Genomic DNA, 19377 nt, shown 5'->3' on the forward strand with positions numbered 1-19377 from the left:
AATTCCGCAGGCCACTCTACCGCGGTGAGATTGCCTGATTGAGACGGGGCGGATGCCTGCGCCCGGTCACTCCTCCGTCGGAATCGGGTTCTTCGGCAGCTTCTTCACCCGCGGGCGCCGCTTCGGCCGCTCGGGGATCATCGACCGCATCTCCTCGACGCGTCCCCAGCACAAGAGCCGGTCCTCTGCCTCCAGCCGCTGAGAGAACGACGGGTTCGGAATGACCCCGGCGCCGCGGTGCAGCGTGAGCACCGTGATGTCACGTTCACGCAGGCCCGACTCGCCGATCGACTTGCCGACGAGGTCGGCGTCGCCGTGCACGACGAGCTCGGCGACGCCGTAGCCGGTCGAGACAGACAGCCGCTCGCGCACGTCGATCTGCGGGAACGCGACCTGGTTCGCGATGTAGTCGATGATGGCACCGGCGACGTCGAGCTTGGTCGCCGTCTCGATGCCCTCGAGGCCGGGCGACGAGTTGACCTCCATCACGAGCGGCCCGTCGTCGCTCTCGAGCATGTCGACGCCGGCGACCCGCAGCCCCATGATCTGCGCGGCGCGCACCGCCATGCGGGTGTACTCGTCGTCGAGCTCGACCTTCTCGACGCTGCCGCCGCGGTGCACGTTCGACCGGAACTCTGTGCCGCTCGCGCTGCGCCGCATCGCGGCGACCACGCGGTCGCCGACGACGAGGGCGCGGATGTCGCGGCCGCGCGACTCGCGGATGAACCGCTGGATCAGCACGTTCTGCCTGGCCGACTGCAGCGTCTCGATGATCGCCTCCGCCACCTTGAGCTCGGGCGCGAGGATCACGCCGATCCCCTGCGTGCCCTCGATCAGCTTGAGCACGACCGGCGCCCCGCCGACCCGCTCGATGGCGGGCACCACATCGGCGCGGTTCCGCACGAACGCGGTGGGCGGCATCGCGATGCCATGCCGAGACAGGATCTGATTCGCGCGCAGCTTGTCGCGCGAGTTGCTGATGCCGTTGGCGGTGTTCGGCGTGTAGACGTCCATCTGCTCGAACTGCCGCACGACCGCCGTGCCGTAGTAGGTGATCGAGTTGCCGATACGCGGGATCACGGCGTCGTAGTCCGACAACTGGCGGCCCCGGTAGAGCAGGTCGGGCTGCTCAGCGGACAGGTCGATCGCGAACCGCAGCGTGTTCAGCACCTTCGGCTCGTGGCCGCGGTCGGCGGCTGCGGCCCTCAGCCGCTGGGTGCTGTAGCTGCGCGGCGCGCGCGACAAGATCGCGATCTTCACTGTGGTTCCTGTTTGGCTCTAGTTCCTGTTTGACTGGCGACATGGCCCCCCGACATCCAACACCACCCAGCCTGGTCGGGTGGCGCGAATGGGTCGGATTGCCGGGCCTCGAGGTCCCGTGGATCAAGGCGAAGATCGACACCGGCGCGCAGACGTCGTCGCTGCACGCGTTCGGCCTGCGCGAGTTCACGCGCGACGGCGCGCGCTGGGTGCGGTTCGAGGTGCACCCCTATCAGTACAGCGCACGCGACGGCGTGAAGGTCGAGCTGCCAGTGCACGACCGCAGGCGCGTGCGCAGTTCGACCGGGCACATCCAGACCCGCGCGGTGGTGCTGATCGAATTGCGGATGCTTGACCGCACAATCCCCATCGAGGTGACGCTCACCCGCCGCGACGCCATGGGCTTCCGCATGCTCGTCGGCCGCGAGGCCCTGTCGAACGGCTTCCTCGTCGACCCTGCCGCGTCCTACCTCGGCGGCAAGCCCCCGCACCGGGTCCGCCGAGCGAACAATCAGGTCGTGGAATAGCGCCTCGCGCGCTACGCGTGCGGATCGGGCGCACGTGCGTCGCTCGGGCACTCTCGCCTCAAGCATCCCTATGCCCGATCGACTCATCTGCGCCCGATCGGCCCACGTCCCCTAGCCTGGCCCGGTGATCAACCTCACCATTCGCCGACTCCACGACGACCAGGTCCAGACGGTGATCGACTGGCTCGCCGAGGTCGACGGGCCACGCCGCGACGAAGCCATCGAGACGCTCGTCGCCGAAGGGGTGCGCCATGAGACCGCGGCGGTCCTCCGCACCGGGGACGGCAGCTACCTGATCTATGCGATGGAGGCTGACGACTTCGAGCGCGTGCGCGCCGTGGGCGCAGCATCCGATGCCGACATCGACAAGAAGCACCATGAAGTGATGGCCGCCGCACTCACCGGGCGCTCCGACGTCACCCGTGTGCTCGACATCGCGCCGTGACTTGACTGTGCTACAGCTTCTCGATCGGGGCGATCTTGATCAGCAGCTTCTTGAAGCCGGCGCTGTCGAACTGCACGTGCGCGATGCGCTTGGCGCCCTCGCCGGTGACCTCCTGCACGCGGCCCTCACCGAAGTCGACGTGCTTCACCCGGTCGCCCGGCAGCAGCTCGAGCCCACTGTTGTCGCGCACCTGAGCCGTGACCTTGTTGGCCCACTCGGTCTTCGGCTTCGACAGCCCGGCCGCGGTCGCGATGGCCCGGTCAGACCCGAACCCGGGCCGCTTCGCGTTGAGCGCCCGCGACATGGTGCCGTCGCGCCCGTTCGCGGCCCCCGGCGAGCGCCGCCAGTCGATCAGCTCCCCCGGGATCTCCTGCAGATACCGGCTCGGCATCGCCACGTTCACGTCGCCGAACTGCGCGCGCGTCATCGCGAGCGACAGGTACAGGCGCTTGCGGGCGCGGGTGATGCCGACGTAGAACAGCCGTCGCTCCTCCGCCAGACCGCCCGGCTCGTTCGCCGACATACGGTGCGGGATCAGGTCCTCTTCGACGCCGGTCAGGAACACGGCGTCGAACTCGAGGCCCTTCGCCGTGTGCAGCGTCATGAGCGACACCGTGCCGGTCGAGTCGTCGAGCTCGTCGGCGGCCGCGACCAGCGACACCTCGGTGAGGAAGTCGGTGAGCGTTCCGCCCGGGTTGTTCCGCGCGAACTCCTTCGTCACGGCGACGAGCTCTTCGACGTTCTCGGCGCGCGCCTCGTCCTGTGGGTCGCGTGAGTTGCGCAGAGCGTCGAGCAGGCCGGAGCCCGCGAGCAGGTGCGTGAGGATGTCGGAGACCGGCTTCACGCCGGCAGGGTTCTCCGGGTCGGTCATCGCGGCCGACTCGTCGATCAGCTCGGACAGCCGCGTGATGGCGGCGGTCACCTTGGGACCGAGGCCGAGATCGGATGCCGAGCGCAGCGCGTCTCGGAACGTGATGTTGTTGTCGTCGGCGAACGCCCGCAGCTGCGTCTCGGTCGCCGGCCCGATGCCGCGCTTCGGCGTGTTGAGGATGCGGCGCACCGCGAGCTCGTCTGCCGGGTTCGCCACCGTGATCAGGTAGGCCATGGCGTCTTTGATCTCGGCCCGCTCGTAGAACTTCGTGCCGCCCATGATGCGATATGGCACGGCGGAGCGGATGAAGATCTCCTCAAGTGCACGCGTCTGCGAGTTGGTGCGATAGAAGACCGCCATGCTGTTGTAGGGCACACCGGCGCGACGCAGCGCGTCGATCTCGTCGGCGACGAACTGCGCCTCGTCGTGCCCCGAATAGCCGGTGTAGCCGACGATCTTCTCGCCGTCGCCCGAATCGGTCCACAGGTTCTTCGCCTTGCGGTCGAAGTTGTTCGAGATGACCGAGTTGGCCGCAGACAGGATGTTCTGCGTCGAGCGGTAGTTCTGCTCGAGCAGCACGACCCGCGCGCCCGGGTAGTCGTTCTCGAACTCGGTGATGTTGCGGATGTCGGCGCCGCGGAACGCGTAGATCGACTGGTCGGAGTCGCCGACGACGGTGAGCGATGCGCCGGGGATCTCGCCTGCGGCATCCGTCAGACCGTCGACGTACAGCCCGTCGATCTTCAGCTCGGCCACGAGGTGCGGCGGAACCGGCTTCGTCAGCTCGCGGATGAGTGAGTACTGCGCGTGATTCGTGTCCTGGTACTCGTCGACCAGGATGTGCCGGAAGCGGCGCTGGTAGTTCGCGGCGACGCGCGGGAACGCGCGGAACAGATACACCGTCTGCGCGATGAGGTCGTCGAAGTCGAAGGCGTTCGCGGCCCGCAGCGCCCGCGAGTACTCGCGGAAGATCTGCAGGAAGACCTGCTCGGCCGGGTCGTCGCGGTTGGCACTGCGCGCGTAGGACTCGTAGTCCTCGAGCTCGTTCTTGAGCTTCGAGATCTTCGCCGAGGCGCTCGCTGGCGTGAAGCCGAAGGTGTCGGCCTCGCTCTCCTTGATGATGCGCTTGAGCAGTGCGCGCGAGTCGCCGGAGTCGTAGATCGTGAAGTTCTCGGTGAAGCCGAACTGCTTGGCCTCGCGGCGCAGGATGCGCACGCAGGCCGAGTGGAACGTCGAGATCCACATGCCCTCGGACGCCTGCCCCAAGAGCCCCTCGACGCGCTCGCGCATCTCGCTCGCGGCCTTGTTCGTGAAGGTGATCGCGAGGATCTGGCTCGGCCACGCCTCGCGACTGCCGATCAGCCCAGCGATGCGGTGGGTGAGCACGCGGGTCTTGCCAGACCCCGCGCCCGCGACGATGAGCAGCGCCGGGCCGCGGTAGGTGACCGCCTCGCGCTGCTGCGGGTTGAGGCCCGCGAGCAGGCTCTCGTCGTCGCCCCCGCAGGGGCCTGCATCGCCGTCGACCACGATGGGCAGGCCAGTGCCCCTTGAAAATCCAGCGTCTGTCATTGCCGCTCAAGTCTAAATTGCCGCACCGACACAGACGGGCGCCCCTTCCCGATGGAAAGGGGCGCCGGCCTACTTCTGTCGACTGCTAGTTGCCGATCGCGTTGTCAGCTGCCTGCTGACCCTGCTTGATCTGGTCTTCGAACTTGCCGCCCGTGAGGTCGCTCGCTTTGTCAGCGGCACCGTCGAGGACGTTGTCGCTCACCTGCTCGCCCTGGTCGGTTCCGAGGAAGCCCTTGGCTTTGTCGACTGCGTCATCAAGCAATCCCATTGGCGCCCCTTTCTGCTCTGGAAGTGGTGCGCCACAGATTACTCACAACAGGGGGCGTCGGGAAGAACCATCCGTCTACTGCGAGGCGACGGCGTCGCGGACGACGAGGGCCAGGTCGGGGTGGTCGGCGAACACGCCGTCGACACCGGAGGACATGATGGTGCGGAACTCGTTCTGCCAGTGCCCGAACGAACCCTTCTCGCCCTCAGTGCGGAACGGCGTGGTGAGGAACTTGTTCTCGGGCCGCAGGGTCCAGGTGAACACGGCGAGCCCCACCGCATGCGCGCGGTCGACGAGATCGGTCGTGCCGCTCTCGGCCGAGGCGTCGAGCAGCAGGCTCTTGTCGACGCTGATGCCGTCGATCGCATCGAGTCCCTGCCGCGTCGCGAGGCCGTACATGCCGACCTCGCCGATCTCGTCGGCGTAGCTCACCGCGTCCTCCCCGTCGCGAGCGACCAGGTCGAAGGCCGCACCTTCGTGCTCGATCAGATAGATGCGAGTGCCGCGGATGCCGCGCTCGCGCACCTTGCGCAGCACCCCCTTCTCGAACGACTCGATGACGAGCCGGTTCGGCTCGTCCTGCCAGCCGAGCTGCTGAAGCTCGTCGGCGAACAGCTCATCGAGCGGCAGCCCGATCGACTCGAAGTACGTCGCGTGCTTGATCTCGGCGACGACGCCGAGCTCGCGATCGGTCGTCTCGGCGAGGTGGTCGACCAGGTCGAAGAGATGCGTCAGCCGCATGATCGGGTACTGCCCGTCGAAGCTCGCGCTCGCCTGCCTGAACGCCCCGAGCCGTTCGCGGCAACGCAGGGTCGAGAGCTCGGCCCACGTGAAGTCCTCGGTGAACCAGCCCGTCACGGGAACGCCGTCCACCTCTTTCGTGGTGCGCTTGTTCGCGAATTCTGACCGGCTCGCGACATCCGTCGTGCCGGAGATCTCGTTCTCATGCCGCAGCACCAGCACACCGTCTTTCGTCGCCACGATGTCGGGCTCGACGAAGTCGGCGCCGAGCTGGAACGCGAGCTCGTAGGCCTGTCTAGTGTGCTCCGGTCGGTAGCCGCACGCGCCCCGATGGCCGATGACGAGGGGGGAGCCGTGGGCGCGCATGCCGACGATGGTAGCCACGCCGTGTTCCGGACGTGTGACGTTCACAGGCGGGTCATGACGCGTTGTCGGTGCGCGTGAAGCGGCAGACGGTCTCGTTATGGGTCGGGAAGCGGCCCGACTCGGCGAAGCCGTGCCCGAGCAGGCTGGCAGCGTCTTTCTGCCGCTCGCAGCCGCGGTGGCCAGGCATCACCAGCACGAGCGAGCGGATTCCCGCGAGTTGCAGGCTCCGCTCGGAAAGCGGCACCGTCGTGTCCTGGAATCTGCCGGAGACGGGGAAGCGTGCCTGTAGCGCGACATCGACGAGGCCGTCGTAGTCCTGCGGGTAGGCGTAGAGCGATTCGCGAGCGAGGCCCGGTGCAAACAGGATCGCGTCACCCGGGCGCGCGTGGTCTCGAACGGTCTCGGCCACAAGGCGCAGATCGCTCTCGCGCGGCTTCGCGAATGGCTGACGCTGCCCGATGTACGCCGGAACCGAGACGGCCAAGAGGGTGATCGTGGCGCCGGCGACCAGACGGCGAGCCCCGAGCGCGGCGAGCGCCGCGGCGACCGCCATGGCGAGTCCCGGCATCGCGAAGGTGAGATATCGGCTCGTGAAGACGGGATCGCCGACCAGACTGACCGCGATCGTGAGGGTGAAGGGCACGACGACCCAGCAGCCGGCCAGCAGCAGCCATTCCGGACAGACGCGCCGCAGGGCGTGACGCCAGCGGAAGGCGCCCGCTGCGAGCAGGACCCACACCGCGAAGCTGTACGCCCACGACGTCTCGCCGCTCGGCTCGGCGAGCACCGTCCAGGGCGTGAATGCGTTCTTGGGGCCGATCCACGCGATCTGCGCGCGCTCGCGCCAGCCCAGGTACAGCACGGGGGCCGCTGCGGCGAGCGCGGCCAGCCAGGCGGCGAGCAGCGGGAGCCAGGCGCGGCGTCGGCCTGGCACCACGAGCGCGTAGAGCAGCTGGGCGAGCAGCAGCGTCGAGACGAGCAGGAAGGTGGCGACCCCGATCGCGGCGACCGCCCCCAGCGCCACCCACCACCAGCCGCCGCGATCGAGCGCGATGAGCAGCAGCAGCCACGCCGCGGCGGCGAGCGCAGCCGTCCAGGCATACGATCTCGCCTCAGTGCCGGCCCAGGTCATGCGCGGCATGACCGCGAGCAGTGCGGCGGCGAACAGACCCAGCCTCGGCCTGCCTAGCCGCTGTCCGATGAGGGCGGCGAACGCCACCGCGACGCCCACGCCGATCGCCGAGAAGCCGCGCATCGCCGGCTCGCCGAAGCCGAAGAGGCCTGACCAGTAGTGCAGCGCGACGTAGTAGACGGTGTGTCCCGCGTCGACATGGCGCATCGTGAACGGCAGCAGCTCGGCCGGGGCGAGGCGGGACGCGCGGACGGAGGCCACCTCGTCCGACCAGTACGAAGGCACCCACGAGAAGGCGAACGAGAGCACGGCGGCAAGGGCGCCCAGAATCCATGCGCGGGCGGCGGCAGGCACGCCTTCAGCATCGCGTTCGCCTGGCGCGATCTCAAGGTTGCTTTACAGCCACGCCGCCGGTCCATGCGGCTAACGTCGTATCCATGGCAGCGTCCAATAATCCGGCCCTGAACCGAGTCCCCGCTTTCCGCGCCGGCGGCGCGCCCCAGCCGGTCGACCCGAACACCGTCGGCGCGACCCCCGACCTCGAAGCCCTCTTCCAGGCGCGCAGCGCCGGCGCAGCCGAGACCGGCCGCATGAGCTACGAAGACACGGTCGTCAAGACCGTCGTGCTGTTCGCCGCGCTGCTCGCGACGGGTGTCGTCGCCTGGTTCGTCCCGCAGCTGACCATCATCGGCGCGATCGTCGGGCTCGTGCTCGGCCTGGTCAACGCGTTCAAGCGGAAGCCGTCGCCGGCGCTGATCATCACCTACGCCGCCGCGCAGGGCCTCTTCCTCGGCGGCATCTCGCGCATCTTCGAGACGGTCTTCGGCGGTGTCGTCGTGCAGGCCGTCATCGCGACGCTCGGCGTCTTCGGCGTCATGCTGGCGCTGTTCGCGAGCGGCAAGGTGCGCGCCTCGAACCGCCTCACCAAGGTGTTCCTCGGTGCGATGGTCGGTTACCTCGTCTACAGCCTGGTCAACGTCGGGCTGATGGTGTTCGGCGGGGTCTCCTCCGACCTGGCCTTCGGGCTCAACTCCATGACTTTCATGGGCATCCCCTTGGGGCTGATCGTCGGCATCCTCGCCGTGCTGATGGGCGCCTACTCGCTCGTGCTCGACTTCGAGTTCATCAAGAACGGCGTAGAGAACCGCGCGCCGCGTGTCTACGGCTGGCAGGGCGCCTTCGGTCTGATGGTCACCCTCATCTGGCTCTACGTCGAGTTCCTGCGCCTCTTCGCGATCCTCTCGCGCAACTAGCCTTCGAGCACCGCGGAAGACTCGCGGTGAACGCCGTGTGGGGCGCACGTTTTCCTCAAAAACGTGCGCCCCACACGCGCTCTGCCGCGTTTCCCGCTGGAGCGCGCATTCGACTCAGGCGAGCTCAGGGGCGTCGAGCGCGTCGAGCAGTTCGAGCGCCTCGTCGGTGCGGCCGAGGTTCCGCAGGGTGCTCGCGAGCTGGATCGTCACCTGATGCGCGCGCTCAGGCGCCAGCCCCGCGGCGAGCGCCGCCCGATAGGGGCCGACGGCCTCTGCCTCAAGACCGAGCGAGTCGTGCACGCCGCCCCATTCGGCGAGCGCCTCGGGGTCGCCAGCTGGCCGCTTGGCGACAAGAGCGCGCATCCTGCGCAGGCATCCGTCGGCATCACTGTCATCGAACTCTGCCCAGAACGCGTCGATCTTCGCCTGCCACTCGTCGTGCTCGCTCATGCGCCCAGCCTCTCAACCCGCCCGGTCGTCACCAAGTCATGCTCACCCGGGCCGAAACGTGACTTGGTGACGACCGCGCGAGCCGCTCCCCCTCGAGTCGTCGAAAAGTCAGCCCAACGCCGCGCCGAAGCCGACTTTGTGACGACCTGGCGGTCAGGGCAGCGCGCGCAGCTTCCCTTCGAGCACCGCGCGCTCACGCTCGTTGGCGGTCTGCGCGATCGCGCGCGCGAACTCGGCCCGCGCCTCCCCGGACCGCCCGAGCCGCGCGAGCAGCTCGCCGCGCACACTCGGAAGTAGCGCGTACCCCGCCAGCGCCCCGCTCGCGACCAGCTCGTCGACGAGGCGCAACGCGGTCGCAGGCCCCTCCGCCATCGACACCGCGACGGCCCGGTTCAATTCGACCACGGGCGACGGCGCGAGCCGCCCGAGCGCCTCGTAGAGCACCACGATGCGCCCCCAGTCGGTCTCGTCGACCGACGGCGCCACGTCGTGGCACTCGGCGATCGCCGCCTGCAGGCCGTAGGCGCCGCGGCCCCGCCCGATCGCGTCGGCGCGGGCGAGCGACGCGCGGCCGCGGGCGATGAGCGCCCGGTCCCAGCGGGCGCGGTCCTGATCGGCGAGCAGAATCGGATTCCCGCCGGCGTCGACCCTCGCGGGGAAGCGCGCCACGAGGAACTCCATCAGCGCCGCGAGGCCGTGCGCCTCCGGCTCGCGCGGGACGAGCTCGGCGAGCACGCGCGCGAGCCGCAGCGCCTCGCGGGCGAGGTCGGTGCGCATCCACTCCAGCCCCGAGGCGGCGGCGTAGCCCTCGTTGAAGATCAGGTAGATCACCGACAGCACGGCGGACAGCCGGCCAGGGTACTCATCGCGCGGCGGCACCTCGAACGGCACGGCCGCCGCCGCGAGGGTCTTCTTCGCCCGCACGATGCGCTGCTGCACGGTCGCGACCGGCACGAGGAACGCCCGTGCGATCTCCTCGGTCGAGAGGCCGCCGACGGTGCGCAGGGTGAGGGCGACGGATGCCTCCCGCGACAGCACCGGATGGCAGGCGATGAAGACGAGCCTCAGCACGTCGTCGTCGATCAGGTCGGGGTCCCAGGGGGCGTCGGCCGAGGCATCCGCCCGCTCATCGAACTCGCGCGCGAGTTGCGCGTACCGCTCGTCCTGCAGCGTCGCCCGCCGCCACCCGTCGATGGCGCGCCGCTTGCCCACCGCGACGAGCCAGGCGCCCGGGTTGGCCGGCACGCCATGTGCCGGCCAACCCTCGAGCGCCTCGGCGAGCGCCTCCTGCGCGAGGTCCTCTGCGAGGGCGAAGTCCCGCGTGTAGCGAGTGAGCGTCGCGACGATGCGGGCCGACTCGATCCGCCAGATCGCCTCGACGGCACGACGGGCGGATGCCTGTCGATCAGGCATCCGTGGCGGAGGACTCGGAGTAGCCGTGCTCCTGCCACTCCTTCTCCTTCTGGATCCACTCGTTGTCGGCAGGGAAGTCCTCGGGCCCGGTGATGCGCCGCACCTCGAGCTTGTTGCCGGGGGGCAGCGGCGCGCGCTTGGCCCACTCCGCGGCCTCTTCGATCGTCGGCACCTCGAGCACCCAGAAGCCGTTGAACAGCTCCTTCGTCTCGCCGTAAGGGCCGTCGGTGACGACCGGCGGGGTCTGGTCGAAGTCGACGACGAGACCCGGTTCGAGCGCGAGCCCGTCGCCGCCGACCATCACGCCGGCCTTGAGCATCGACTCGTTGTAGGCGCCCATCGCGGCGATGACCTCGGTGAAGTCGGTCTGCTCGAACGCGTCCTTCGCGGCATCCGTGCCGCGCATGATCAGCATGAACTTGGACATCTCTAGCCTTCCGCCTTCTGGAGCTGGCTGCGCAGCATCTCTGTGCGCATCTCGATCTCGCGCTGAATCCAGGGGTTGTCGCTGGGGAACTCGTCGATCGTCGGCACCCGGCGGATCTCGGTCTTGACGCCGGGGCCCGCCGGCACCTTGAGCGCCCATTCGATCGCCGCCTCCTTGGTGGGGACGTCGATCTGCCAGTAGCCGTTGAACAGCTCCTTCGTCTCGCCGTAGGGGCCGTCGGTGACGACAGGCGGCGTCGACGAGTAGTCGACGACCGCGCCGAGCGCCGCCTCTTCGAGGCCTTCCATGGCCACGAGGACGCCCGCGTCGAACAGCTCCTCGTTGAAGCGGCCCATCGTCTCGATCATCTTGTCGAAGTCCAGGCCTGCATCGGCCATGGCCTGCTGCGCAGCCGCCTCGTCGACGGTGCGCATGATCAGCATGTAAATGCCCATCAGTGAGCCTTTCGTTGGTGTGCGAGTCGCTCTTGCCACGACCCTCTCACTGACGCGTCGAACGGGAAAGGCCGAGATCGACACGCGCGTCGTATGCGCGGGTGAAATGTCGCTTTCGCGCCCGAAGTTTCTCCCGCGAACACGCGGTTTCACCCGCGCACGCGTCAGGCGAGCGACTGCGTGCCCAGCACGATCGCGAGCTCGAGCCGCTCCGCGTCCTCGCTTCCCGGCTCGGCCGAGTAGACCATGATGCGCAGGTCGTCGCCCGCGACGACGAGGGTGTCGCAGTCGAGGCCGATGCGCCCGGCGCCGGGGTGGTCGAAGTACTTATGCCGCGAGCGGTCGTCGTGCGCCCGCAGCTCTGAGGAGTCCCAGAGCCGGGTGAACAGCGGGCTCTGCCTGCGCAGCTCGGCGACGAGCCTGCGCACGCGCGGGTCCTCGGGGTACTTCGCGGCGGTCAGCCGCAGGTCGGCGACGATGCCCTCCTGCTGCTCGGCCAGCTGCTCCGGGGTGTGCACGGCCGCCGGCCCGGGGCCGACGACGTTCCGCCAGACGCCGTTGCGCTCGATGCCCTGCCAGGCCGACGCGCCCGTCAATGCCTCGTATCCGGCGTTCGCGATGACCAGGTTCCACATCGCGTCGTAGACGACGACAGGGTTGCCGGTGAGCCGGTCGAGCAGGCGCTGCACGCTCGGGGGCACGCGCGATGAGACGAGCCCGCGCCCCGGTGCCGCCTGCCCGCCGAGGCGGAACAGCAGCTCGCGCTCGGGGTCGGAGAGGCGCAGCGCGCGGGCGAGCGCCTCGAGCACCTGTGCGGACGGCGAGGTCGCGCGGCCCTGCTCGAGCCGCGTCAGGTAGTCGACCGAGATGCCGGCGAGGCCGGCGAGCTCTTCGCGGCGCAGCCCCGCCGCGCGCCGCCGCCCGCCCTGCGGCAGACCCACGGCAGCGGGCGCGACGCGATCGCGCCACCGCCGCACGGATTGACCGAACTCGCGACTCTCCACTCGTCAAGTGTGCGCTCGCAGGCATCCGCTTGCCTGGCCCTGCCATTCCTACGAAAAGCGGACGACTGTTTGATTGCGGATGCCTGACCGAGGCTCGTCTCATGACAACGACACTCATCACCGGAGCCAACAAGGGCCTCGGCAAGGAAACCGCCCGGCGGCTCGTGGAGCTCGGGCACACCGTCTACCTCGGCTCGCGCGACGAGGGCCGCGGCCGTGCGGCCGCCGAGGAGCTCGGGGCCCGCTTCGTGCAGCTCGACGTGACCGACGACGCGTCGGTCGCCGCGGCGCTCGCGCAGATCGAGGCGGGCGGCGGCCTCGACGTGCTCGTCAACAACGCCGGCATCGCCTCGTACGAGTTCACCGAGACCGGCGTCGGCGAGAAGACCGACGGGCCCAGCGCTCTGGCCGTGTTCGACACCAACGTCGTCGGCATCATCCGGGTCACCCAGGCGGCGCTGCCGCTGCTGCGCGAGTCGGCGAACCCGGTCGTGGTGAACGTCGGGAGCGCGCTCGGCTCGTTCTGGGCCGTGCACGAGGACTCGCGACCGGCCTCGCACTTCCCCACGCTGGTCTACGGCCCGAGCAAGGCCGCGGTCTCGATGCTCACCGTGCAGTATGCGAAGGCTGTTCCCGAGGTCAAGTTCAACGCGATCGAGCCGGGCATCACTGCGACCGAGCTGGGCGGCGGCGAGCCGGGCGACCACCCCGGGCGTCCTGCGTCGGAGAGCGCGAAGATCGTCGTGAAGCTCGCGACCATCGGCCCCGACGGCCCGACCGGCACCTTCCAGGAGGACGACGGCGAGCTCGGCTGGTAAGCCCGGCCCCGATTCACGTGCGCGGGTGAAACGTCGCTTCCGCGGGTGGCGTCTCTCCCGCGGACACGCGGTTTCCCCCGCGCACGCGGTCGACGCATCACCTTCGGCGCATTTCGATGAGGGAACAGTTCTGGTTCGCGCAGCCGAGCGACGCGGCGGGGCCGAATCTGTTCCCTCATCGAAATGCCGGGAAGCTAATGGCCGGGTTCCGGCGGCCCTATGGCCGGGTCCCGGCGCGACGGCCTATGGCCGGGTTCCGGCGCCGCGGCCCGGGACGGGCCGCGGGAATGAGCGCGGGAGGCCAGAAATGGCCTCCCCTTGCGCGCTCATTCCCACTCGATCGTGCCCGGCGGCTTCGACGTCACATCGAGCACCACGCGGTTGACCTCGCGCACCTCATTGGTGATGCGGTTCGAGATGCGGGCGAGCACCTCGAAGGGCACACGGGTCCAGTCGGCGGTCATCGCATCTTCGGACGACACGGGGCGCAGCACGATCGGATGCCCGTAAGTACGACCATCGCCCTGAACGCCCACCGAGCGCACGTCGGCGAGCAGCACCACGGGGCACTGCCAGATCTCGCCGTCGAGACCCGCAGCGGTCAGCTCCGCGCGCGCGATGGCGTCGGCCTCGCGCAGGATCTCGAGCCGCTCGCGCGTCACCTCGCCGACGATGCGGATGCCGAGCCCCGGCCCCGGGAACGGCTGCCGCGACACGATCGCCTCGGGCACCCCGAGCTCGCGGCCGACCGCGCGCACCTCGTCCTTGAACAGCGTGCGCAGCGGCTCGACGAGCTCGAAGTCGAGATCCTCGGGCAGGCCGCCCACGTTGTGGTGGCTCTTGATGTTCGCGGTTCCGGTGCCGCCGCCCGACTCCACGACGTCGGGGTACAGGGTGCCCTGCACGAGGAACTTCACCGGCTCGCCGCCCGAGGCCGCGGCCTCGGCGACCAGATCGCGCTGCACCTTCTCGAACGCGCGGATGAACTCGCGCCCGATGATCTTGCGCTTCTGCTCGGGGTCGGTGACGCCCTCGAGGTGGCGCAGGAAAGTGCCGGCGGCATCCACCGTGATCAGCCGCACACCGGTCGACTCGACGTAGTCGCGCTCGACCTGCTCGCGCTCGCCCTTGCGCAGCAGACCGTGGTCGACGAACACGGCGGTGAGCTGGTCGCCGACGGCACGGTGCACCAAGGCAGTCGAAACGGCAGAGTCGACCCCGCCCGACAGCGCGGAGATCACGCGAGCCGATCCGACCTGCTCGCGAATGCGCGCGACCTGCGTCTCGATGACGTTCTCGCTGTTCCAGTCCGCAGCGATGCCTGCTGCCCGGTGCAGGAAGTTCTCGAGCACGCTCTGGCCGTACTGGGAGTGCTTCACCTCGGGGTGCCACTGCACGCCGTAGAACTTCTTCTCATCGCTCGCGAACGCGGCGACCGGCGTCGACAGCGTCGAGGCGAGCACGTCGAAGCCCTCCGGCGCACGCGAGACCGAGTCGCCGTGGCTCATCCATGCGATCTGCTCGGCAGGGGTGCCGTCGAGCAGCGTGCCCGATTCGGAGACCGAGACATCCGTCGCCCCGTACTCGCGGCGGCCGGTCTGCGCGACCTCGCCGCCGAGGGCCTGCGCCATCACCTGGAAGCCGTAGCAGATGCCGAGCGTCGGGATGCCGAGGTCGAACACGCCCGCGTCGAACGACGGCGCCCCCTCCTCGTAGACCGACGACGGGCCGCCCGACAGGATGATCCCTGCCGGGTTCTTCGCCGCCACCTCTGCCGCGCTGATCGTGTGCGGCACGATCTCGGAGTAGACGGATGCCTCGCGCACGCGCCGCGCGATCAGCTGCGCGTACTGCGCGCCGAAGTCGACGACCAGAACCGGCCGGTCCTCATGGGTGCTGCTAATCGTTGCCTCCTGCGGTAGGTGCGTGCTCCGCCAGATAAGTCCTGACCTGCTTGGTGATGATGCCCTCGACGATGAAGGACATGAACGGGATGACCCCGCCGAGCGCGATCTGCACGAACTTCGTGAACGGCATGCGCATCAGCGACCACAGCCGGAAGTCGGCGAACAGGTACAGCACGTACAGCCAGCCGTGCACGATCAGCACCGCGATCGAGATGTTGACGCCCTTGAGGTAGGGGTCGGTCGCCGGGTTCACGAGCGGGAAGGAGATGATCGGCTGGCCCGGCTGGAAGGCGTACACCCAGTGCCCGAAGCCGTACTTCACGATCATCTCTGCGCACAGCAGCAGCAGCATGATGCCCGTGATCCACGCGGTCACCTGGTACAGCTTCAGCGCCGCAGGCACCTTGGGCAGGTCTGCCGGGCGCGGGCGGGCACCCTTGACGCTGCGCAGCTGCTCCCACAGACGGGACAGATACGTTCCCTCGTCGGTGGACGGGGCAACGGGCTGCGGCATGTGATCAGTCTACTTTCTGCGTCTCATCGCTGTGATCGGATGCCTGCTCAGAAGCGGCTTCCATGTCTTCCACCTCTCGCTCCCAGGCATCCTTCGTCAGCCGGTACCAGAGGTAGACGGCGAAGCCGGCGAAGACCGCCCACTCCGCGGCGTAGAACGCGTTCAGCCAGTCGATCGACCGCTGCTGGATCGGCGCGGGCGCATAGATCGGCTTCAGCCCGTCGGGAACGTGGTTCGTCGCCACGAGGTACGCCTCGAAGAACTCGGGGCTGTCGCCGAGCTGGGTCCAGTGGTTGATGAGGATCGCGACAGCCAGATCCCTCATCATCGGCGGGGTGCCGTCGAGGCTGTCCTCTGGCTGCTCCGGCGGGTCAGTCGGCTGGATGCGCCCGGTGAGGCTGAGGTCTTCAGGCGCGGACGCCTCAAGCCGCTGCTGCATCGCGATGGCGACGGCCCTGCTCGCGGTGAACCCCCGGGCGACGGCGAGCTGCGCCCCGGCATCCGGCCCATCGCTCACCGCCGCGTGCGCGACCACCCACCAGCCGCGCGGCCCGCTGTTGTTGTCGCGGTCCTGGATGAGCACGTAGTCGGCGGGCACCGTCGTCGCGTCGACTGTGACGAGCTGGCCGACGCGGTCGTTCGCGATCGCCTTGCCCGGGGTCAGCACGTCGTGCAGCGGGTGCGTCGTCTCGGTGATCTGCGGCCCGACCTGCCGCGCCTCGACGGCGCGCGTGAGCTGCCACTTGCCGAGGTACGCGAAGCCGCCCGCGATGGCGAGGGCGATGAGCAGCACGCCGATCCAGCGCGGACGGCGCATGACCTGGAACAGCGTCAGGTCGCCGGGGTGGGGGGCTCGATCAGAGATCTTCTGGCTGCTTTCGTGGGTCGGAATCCATCGCTGCGTCGATGGCGGGGTCGAGATGCGGTTTCCCGACTTCAGTTATTTCACCCGTCACCTGTGAACTGGCCGGTTGCGACTTCTTCAGGGCGCGCTTCAGCTGCCGGCGACGCAGCCACGCGTTGAACCGGTCGGAGTTCGCCGCCATCAGCGGCCCGATGACCGCCATGATCAGCACGTACATGCCGGCGAACGGCGTGAGCCGCGAGTCGAGGCCTGCGCCGACCGCGAGCGTCGCGAGAATCAGCACGAACTCGCCACGGTTCTGCAGGATCACGAAGGTGTTGACGCCTGCCGTGAAGCCGAAACGGTTGAGCCGGGCGATGAGCTGGCTCGCGCCGAAGTTGAGCAGCAGGGTCATCACGACGGCGACGATCACCACGCCGGTCACCTCGGGGAACTTGGCGACGTCGAGGTCGAGCCCGAAGTTCAGGAAGAAGAACGCGGCGAAGATGTCGCGCAGCGGCACCGTGACCCGCTCTATTCGGCCGTGGTAGCGGGTGGCGCCGAGCACAACACCGATGAGGAAGGCTCCGATGGCATCCGTCACCCCGATGTACTCGCCGATGCCGCCGAAGACGATCGCGAGGCCGAAGAACAGCACCGTGAACAGCTCGTCGTCCTTGGTCTGCAAGAGGCGCGAGACGAAGCGGCCGCCCCAGCGGGCGATCGCGAACATCAGCACGATGAAGACGAAGTCCAGGACGAGCCTGAGCGTGATCGGCCAGAATCCGGTCGCATGGCTGAGCGCGGCCGAGATGATCGCGAGGTAGATCGCGATGAAGATGTCCTCGATGACGGTGACGCCGAGGATCATCGGCGTCTCGTCGTTCGTGAGGCGGCGCAGCTCGATGAGCAGCTTGGTGACGATCGCGCTCGACGACGTCGCCGTCATGCCCGCGATGATGAGCGCCTCGCGCGTGCCCCAGCCCACCCAGAACCCGAAGGCGATGCCCGCGCCGAGGTTGATCGCGACGTACGAGCCGCCCGAGATCAGCAGCCGGTGGAAATTGCCGAAGAAGTCCTCTTGATCGAACTCGACGCCGAGGCTGAACAACAGCAGCAGCAGACCGAAGACGGCGATCAGCTGGATGTTCGCCGCCTCGAAATCGAGCGGGAAGATCTGCGTGTGCGGGCTCGCGAGCAGGCCGACGACCATGTACACGGGAATCGCGGGCAACCCGATGCGGCGCGCCAGCCGCCCCAGCACATACGCGATGATGAACAGGATGCCGAGGACGATGAGATTCTCGGCGAGATCGCCGTGATCGCTCGCCTGTGCGGCGAGCAGGGCCGCGGCGCGCACGGTCAGGTCCCGGGCGGGGCGTCGGCGAGCGCCTGGCGGGCGGCCACGGTGCCGGTGCGGAAGAAGTCGAAGGCCTTCGCGACCTTCTCAGGGCTGCCGGCGACGACGAGCGTGTCGCCGGGGAAGACCTTGAAGTCGGGGCCGGGGCCGGGGTTCGCGGCCTCGCCGCGCACGACGGCGACGACCGTCAGTCCGATCAGGCCGTGGTCGGCCGGCGCGCCGAGCGGCTGGCCCGCGATGTGGTCGTCGTAGTCGACCGAGAACCAGTCGATCGAGAGGCCGGGGATCTGGTCGAGCGCCGCGAGGCTCTCGGTGATCTGCGTGCCGCCGAGCAGCTCGGCGAGCGTGTGCGCCTCGTCCTCGTTGAGACGGATGCTGATCTTGGTGACCTCGTCGGGACTCTCGGCGTCGCTGAAGGTGATGAGGTCGTTGGCGCCGCTGCGGTGCGCGATCACGCCGACCTTCCCGCCGTCTTCCGCGACGAAGCTGTGCAGCACGCCCACCCCGGGCAGCTTCACCCGTCGTACGTCGACCATGTCTCGCGCTCCTCAGCTTGCCGTCGGAACCAGTCTAGGAGCGGGCGTACCTGCCTAGTCCGCGAGGTACGGCGCGACGACGACCTCGACGCGCTGGAACTCCTTGAGGTCGGAGTACCCGGTGGTCGCCATCGAGCGGCGCAGCGCGCCGATGAGGTTCGCGGTGCCGTCGGCCACGTTCGCTGGGCCGTACAGCACCTCCTGCAGCGAGCCGACCGTGCCGACCTGCACGCGGTGACCGCGGGGCAGCTCGGGGTGGTGTGACTCTGCGCCCCAGTGCCAGCCACCGCCGGGCGACTCGGATGCCCGCGCGAGGGCAGAGCCCAGCATCACGGCGTCCGCCCCGCAGGCGATCGCCTTCACGAGGTCGCCGGAGGTGCCGAGACCGCCGTCGGCGATCACGTGCACATAGCGGCCGCCCGACTCGTCGAGATAGTCGCGACGCGCGCCCGCGACGTCAGCGACCGCGGTCGCCATCGGGGCGTGGATGCCGGTCACGAGGCGCGTCGTCGAGGCCGCTCCCCCACCGAAGCCGACGAGCACGCCGGCCGCACCGGTGCGCATCAGGTGCAGCGCCGCCGTGTAGGTCGCGGCGCCGCCGACGATCACCGGCACGTCGAGCTCGTAGATGAACTTCTTGAGGTTGAGCGGTTCGCGCTGCTTGGCGACGTGCTCGGCGCTCACGGTCGTGCCGCGGATGACGAACAGGTCGACGCCCGCGGCGAGCACCGTCTCGTAGAACTGCTGGGTGCGCTGCGGGCTCAGCGCGCCGGCGACAGTGACACCCGCCGCGCGGATCTCGGCCAGCCGGTCGCGGATCAGCTCGGCCTTCACGGGCTCCGCATAGATCTGCTGCATGCGCTGCGTCGCGCTCTCGACGGGAAGCGAGCGGATCTCCGCCAGCAGCGGCTCCGGGTCCTCGTACCGCGTCCAGAGGCCCTCGAGGTCGAGCACGCCGAGGCCGCCGAGCTTGCCGATCTCGATCGCCGTCGCGGGCGAGACGACGGAGTCCATAGGAGCGGCGATGATCGGCGTCTCGAAGGTGAACGCGTCGATCTGCCACGAGACGCTCACGTTCTCGGGGTCGCGGGTGCGGCGGCTCGGCACCACCGCAACATCGTCGAAGGCGTACACCCGACGCCCGCGCTTGCTGACGCCGATCTCGATCTCGCTCACGCGAACAGCCTATTGCGCGCCGGTCCCCGCCCGGCGCGACC

The 19377-nt window shown here is 69.0% G+C and carries 20 protein-coding genes; 4 read left to right on the forward strand and 16 right to left on the reverse strand.

Translation table 11 applies throughout. The features are described 5' to 3' along the window. Positions 1 to 66: 66 nt before the first annotated feature. Entirely contained in the window at positions 67 to 1260 is a 1194-nt protein-coding gene (locus D7I44_RS04830; protein ID WP_120788448.1) for a RimK family alpha-L-glutamate ligase, read from the reverse strand. Between the two features lie 41 nt (positions 1261 to 1301). Here D7I44_RS04830 and D7I44_RS04835 point away from each other — a divergent pair, with 41 nt between their 5' ends. Both D7I44_RS04835 and D7I44_RS04840 read left to right on the forward strand, forming a co-directional pair. Continuing rightward, a complete protein-coding gene (locus tag D7I44_RS04835; RefSeq protein WP_120788449.1) occupies positions 1302 to 1787 on the forward strand; it encodes an ATP-dependent zinc protease family protein in 486 nt (161 codons plus the stop codon). A 124-nt stretch (positions 1788 to 1911) separates the two neighbouring features. Continuing rightward, the gene (locus D7I44_RS04840; RefSeq protein WP_120788450.1) at positions 1912 to 2232 is read left to right on the forward strand and encodes a DUF6176 family protein; all 321 of its coding nucleotides are present in this window, start codon (positions 1912 to 1914) and stop codon (positions 2230 to 2232) included. A 10-nt stretch (positions 2233 to 2242) separates the two neighbouring features. Here the strand turns inward: D7I44_RS04840 and D7I44_RS04845 are convergent, their stop codons facing one another. The 4 genes from D7I44_RS04845 to D7I44_RS04860 form a co-directional block, all read right to left on the reverse strand. After that, positions 2243 to 4672 carry an ATP-dependent helicase gene (locus D7I44_RS04845; protein WP_120788451.1) on the reverse strand — a complete coding sequence of 810 codons (2430 nt, stop codon included), beginning with the start codon at positions 4670 to 4672 and terminating at the stop codon, positions 2243 to 2245. Between the two features lie 85 nt (positions 4673 to 4757). Continuing rightward, positions 4758 to 4940 (reverse strand): antitoxin, encoded by a 183-nt coding sequence (locus D7I44_RS04850; RefSeq protein WP_120788452.1) that lies wholly within the window; start codon positions 4938 to 4940, stop codon positions 4758 to 4760. A gap of 75 nt (positions 4941 to 5015) precedes the next feature. After that, the gene (locus D7I44_RS04855; protein WP_120790798.1) at positions 5016 to 6047 is read right to left on the reverse strand and encodes a glycerophosphodiester phosphodiesterase family protein; all 1032 of its coding nucleotides are present in this window, start codon (positions 6045 to 6047) and stop codon (positions 5016 to 5018) included. Between the two features lie 52 nt (positions 6048 to 6099). Next, entirely contained in the window at positions 6100 to 7533 is a 1434-nt protein-coding gene (locus D7I44_RS04860) for a glycosyltransferase family 39 protein (protein ID WP_120788453.1), read from the reverse strand. Positions 7534 to 7616: 83 nt separating this feature from the next. On the opposite strand from D7I44_RS04860, the gene D7I44_RS04865 reads away from it, so the two are divergent. Continuing rightward, positions 7617 to 8432 carry a Bax inhibitor-1/YccA family protein gene (locus D7I44_RS04865; protein WP_120788454.1) on the forward strand — a complete coding sequence of 272 codons (816 nt, stop codon included), beginning with the start codon at positions 7617 to 7619 and terminating at the stop codon, positions 8430 to 8432. Between the two features lie 114 nt (positions 8433 to 8546). On the opposite strand, the gene D7I44_RS04870 is transcribed toward D7I44_RS04865, so the two are convergent. The 5 genes from D7I44_RS04870 to D7I44_RS04890 all read right to left on the reverse strand — a co-directional run bounded on the left by D7I44_RS04870 (position 8547) and on the right by D7I44_RS04890 (position 12181). Then, a complete protein-coding gene (locus D7I44_RS04870) occupies positions 8547 to 8882 on the reverse strand; it encodes a tetratricopeptide repeat protein (protein ID WP_120788455.1) in 336 nt (111 codons plus the stop codon). A 153-nt stretch (positions 8883 to 9035) separates the two neighbouring features. After that, positions 9036 to 10295, reverse strand: a complete 1260-nt coding sequence (locus D7I44_RS04875; RefSeq protein ID WP_120788456.1) for an RNA polymerase sigma factor — start codon at positions 10293 to 10295, stop codon at positions 9036 to 9038. Beyond that, positions 10288 to 10722 carry a YciI family protein gene (locus D7I44_RS04880; protein ID WP_120788457.1) on the reverse strand — a complete coding sequence of 145 codons (435 nt, stop codon included), beginning with the start codon at positions 10720 to 10722 and terminating at the stop codon, positions 10288 to 10290. The genes D7I44_RS04875 and D7I44_RS04880 overlap by 8 nt, the downstream gene beginning before the upstream one ends. 2 nt (positions 10723 to 10724) lie before the next feature. Further along, positions 10725 to 11177, reverse strand: a complete 453-nt coding sequence (locus D7I44_RS04885; RefSeq protein WP_120788458.1) for a YciI family protein — start codon at positions 11175 to 11177, stop codon at positions 10725 to 10727. Positions 11178 to 11341: 164 nt separating this feature from the next. Next, positions 11342 to 12181, reverse strand: a complete 840-nt coding sequence (locus D7I44_RS04890; protein ID WP_120788459.1) for a helix-turn-helix transcriptional regulator — start codon at positions 12179 to 12181, stop codon at positions 11342 to 11344. A 101-nt stretch (positions 12182 to 12282) separates the two neighbouring features. Between D7I44_RS04890 and D7I44_RS04895 the strand changes: the two genes are divergently transcribed. After that, a complete protein-coding gene (locus tag D7I44_RS04895) occupies positions 12283 to 12999 on the forward strand; it encodes an SDR family NAD(P)-dependent oxidoreductase (protein WP_120788460.1) in 717 nt (238 codons plus the stop codon). Positions 13000 to 13325: 326 nt separating this feature from the next. Here D7I44_RS04895 and guaA read toward each other — a convergent pair whose 3' ends face one another. From guaA to D7I44_RS04925, 6 genes are read right to left on the reverse strand one after another with little or no spacing between them, the layout of a single operon-like run. Further along, positions 13326 to 14903 carry a glutamine-hydrolyzing GMP synthase gene (gene guaA / locus D7I44_RS04900; RefSeq protein WP_120788461.1) on the reverse strand — a complete coding sequence of 526 codons (1578 nt, stop codon included), beginning with the start codon at positions 14901 to 14903 and terminating at the stop codon, positions 13326 to 13328. Beyond that, complete coding sequence (locus D7I44_RS04905) at positions 14899 to 15420, reverse strand: DUF3817 domain-containing protein (RefSeq protein WP_120788462.1); 522 nt, start codon at positions 15418 to 15420, stop codon at positions 14899 to 14901. The genes guaA and D7I44_RS04905 overlap by 5 nt, the downstream gene beginning before the upstream one ends. A 4-nt stretch (positions 15421 to 15424) precedes the next feature. After that, positions 15425 to 16237, reverse strand: coding sequence for an SURF1 family cytochrome oxidase biogenesis protein (locus D7I44_RS04910; protein WP_120788463.1), 813 nt, complete (start codon positions 16235 to 16237; stop codon positions 15425 to 15427). 40 nt (positions 16238 to 16277) lie between these two features. Continuing rightward, the gene (locus D7I44_RS04915; protein ID WP_245980034.1) at positions 16278 to 17624 is read right to left on the reverse strand and encodes a cation:proton antiporter; all 1347 of its coding nucleotides are present in this window, start codon (positions 17622 to 17624) and stop codon (positions 16278 to 16280) included. 2 nt (positions 17625 to 17626) lie between these two features. After that, complete coding sequence (locus tag D7I44_RS04920; RefSeq protein ID WP_120788464.1) at positions 17627 to 18160, reverse strand: cation:proton antiporter regulatory subunit; 534 nt, start codon at positions 18158 to 18160, stop codon at positions 17627 to 17629. A gap of 54 nt (positions 18161 to 18214) precedes the next feature. Further along, the gene (locus D7I44_RS04925) at positions 18215 to 19336 is read right to left on the reverse strand and encodes a GuaB3 family IMP dehydrogenase-related protein (RefSeq protein ID WP_120788465.1); all 1122 of its coding nucleotides are present in this window, start codon (positions 19334 to 19336) and stop codon (positions 18215 to 18217) included. Between the last annotated feature and the right edge of the window lie 41 nt (positions 19337 to 19377).

Source organism: Gryllotalpicola protaetiae, from assembly GCF_003627055.1.
Taxonomy (GTDB): Bacteria; Actinomycetota; Actinomycetes; order Actinomycetales; family Microbacteriaceae; genus Gryllotalpicola; species Gryllotalpicola protaetiae.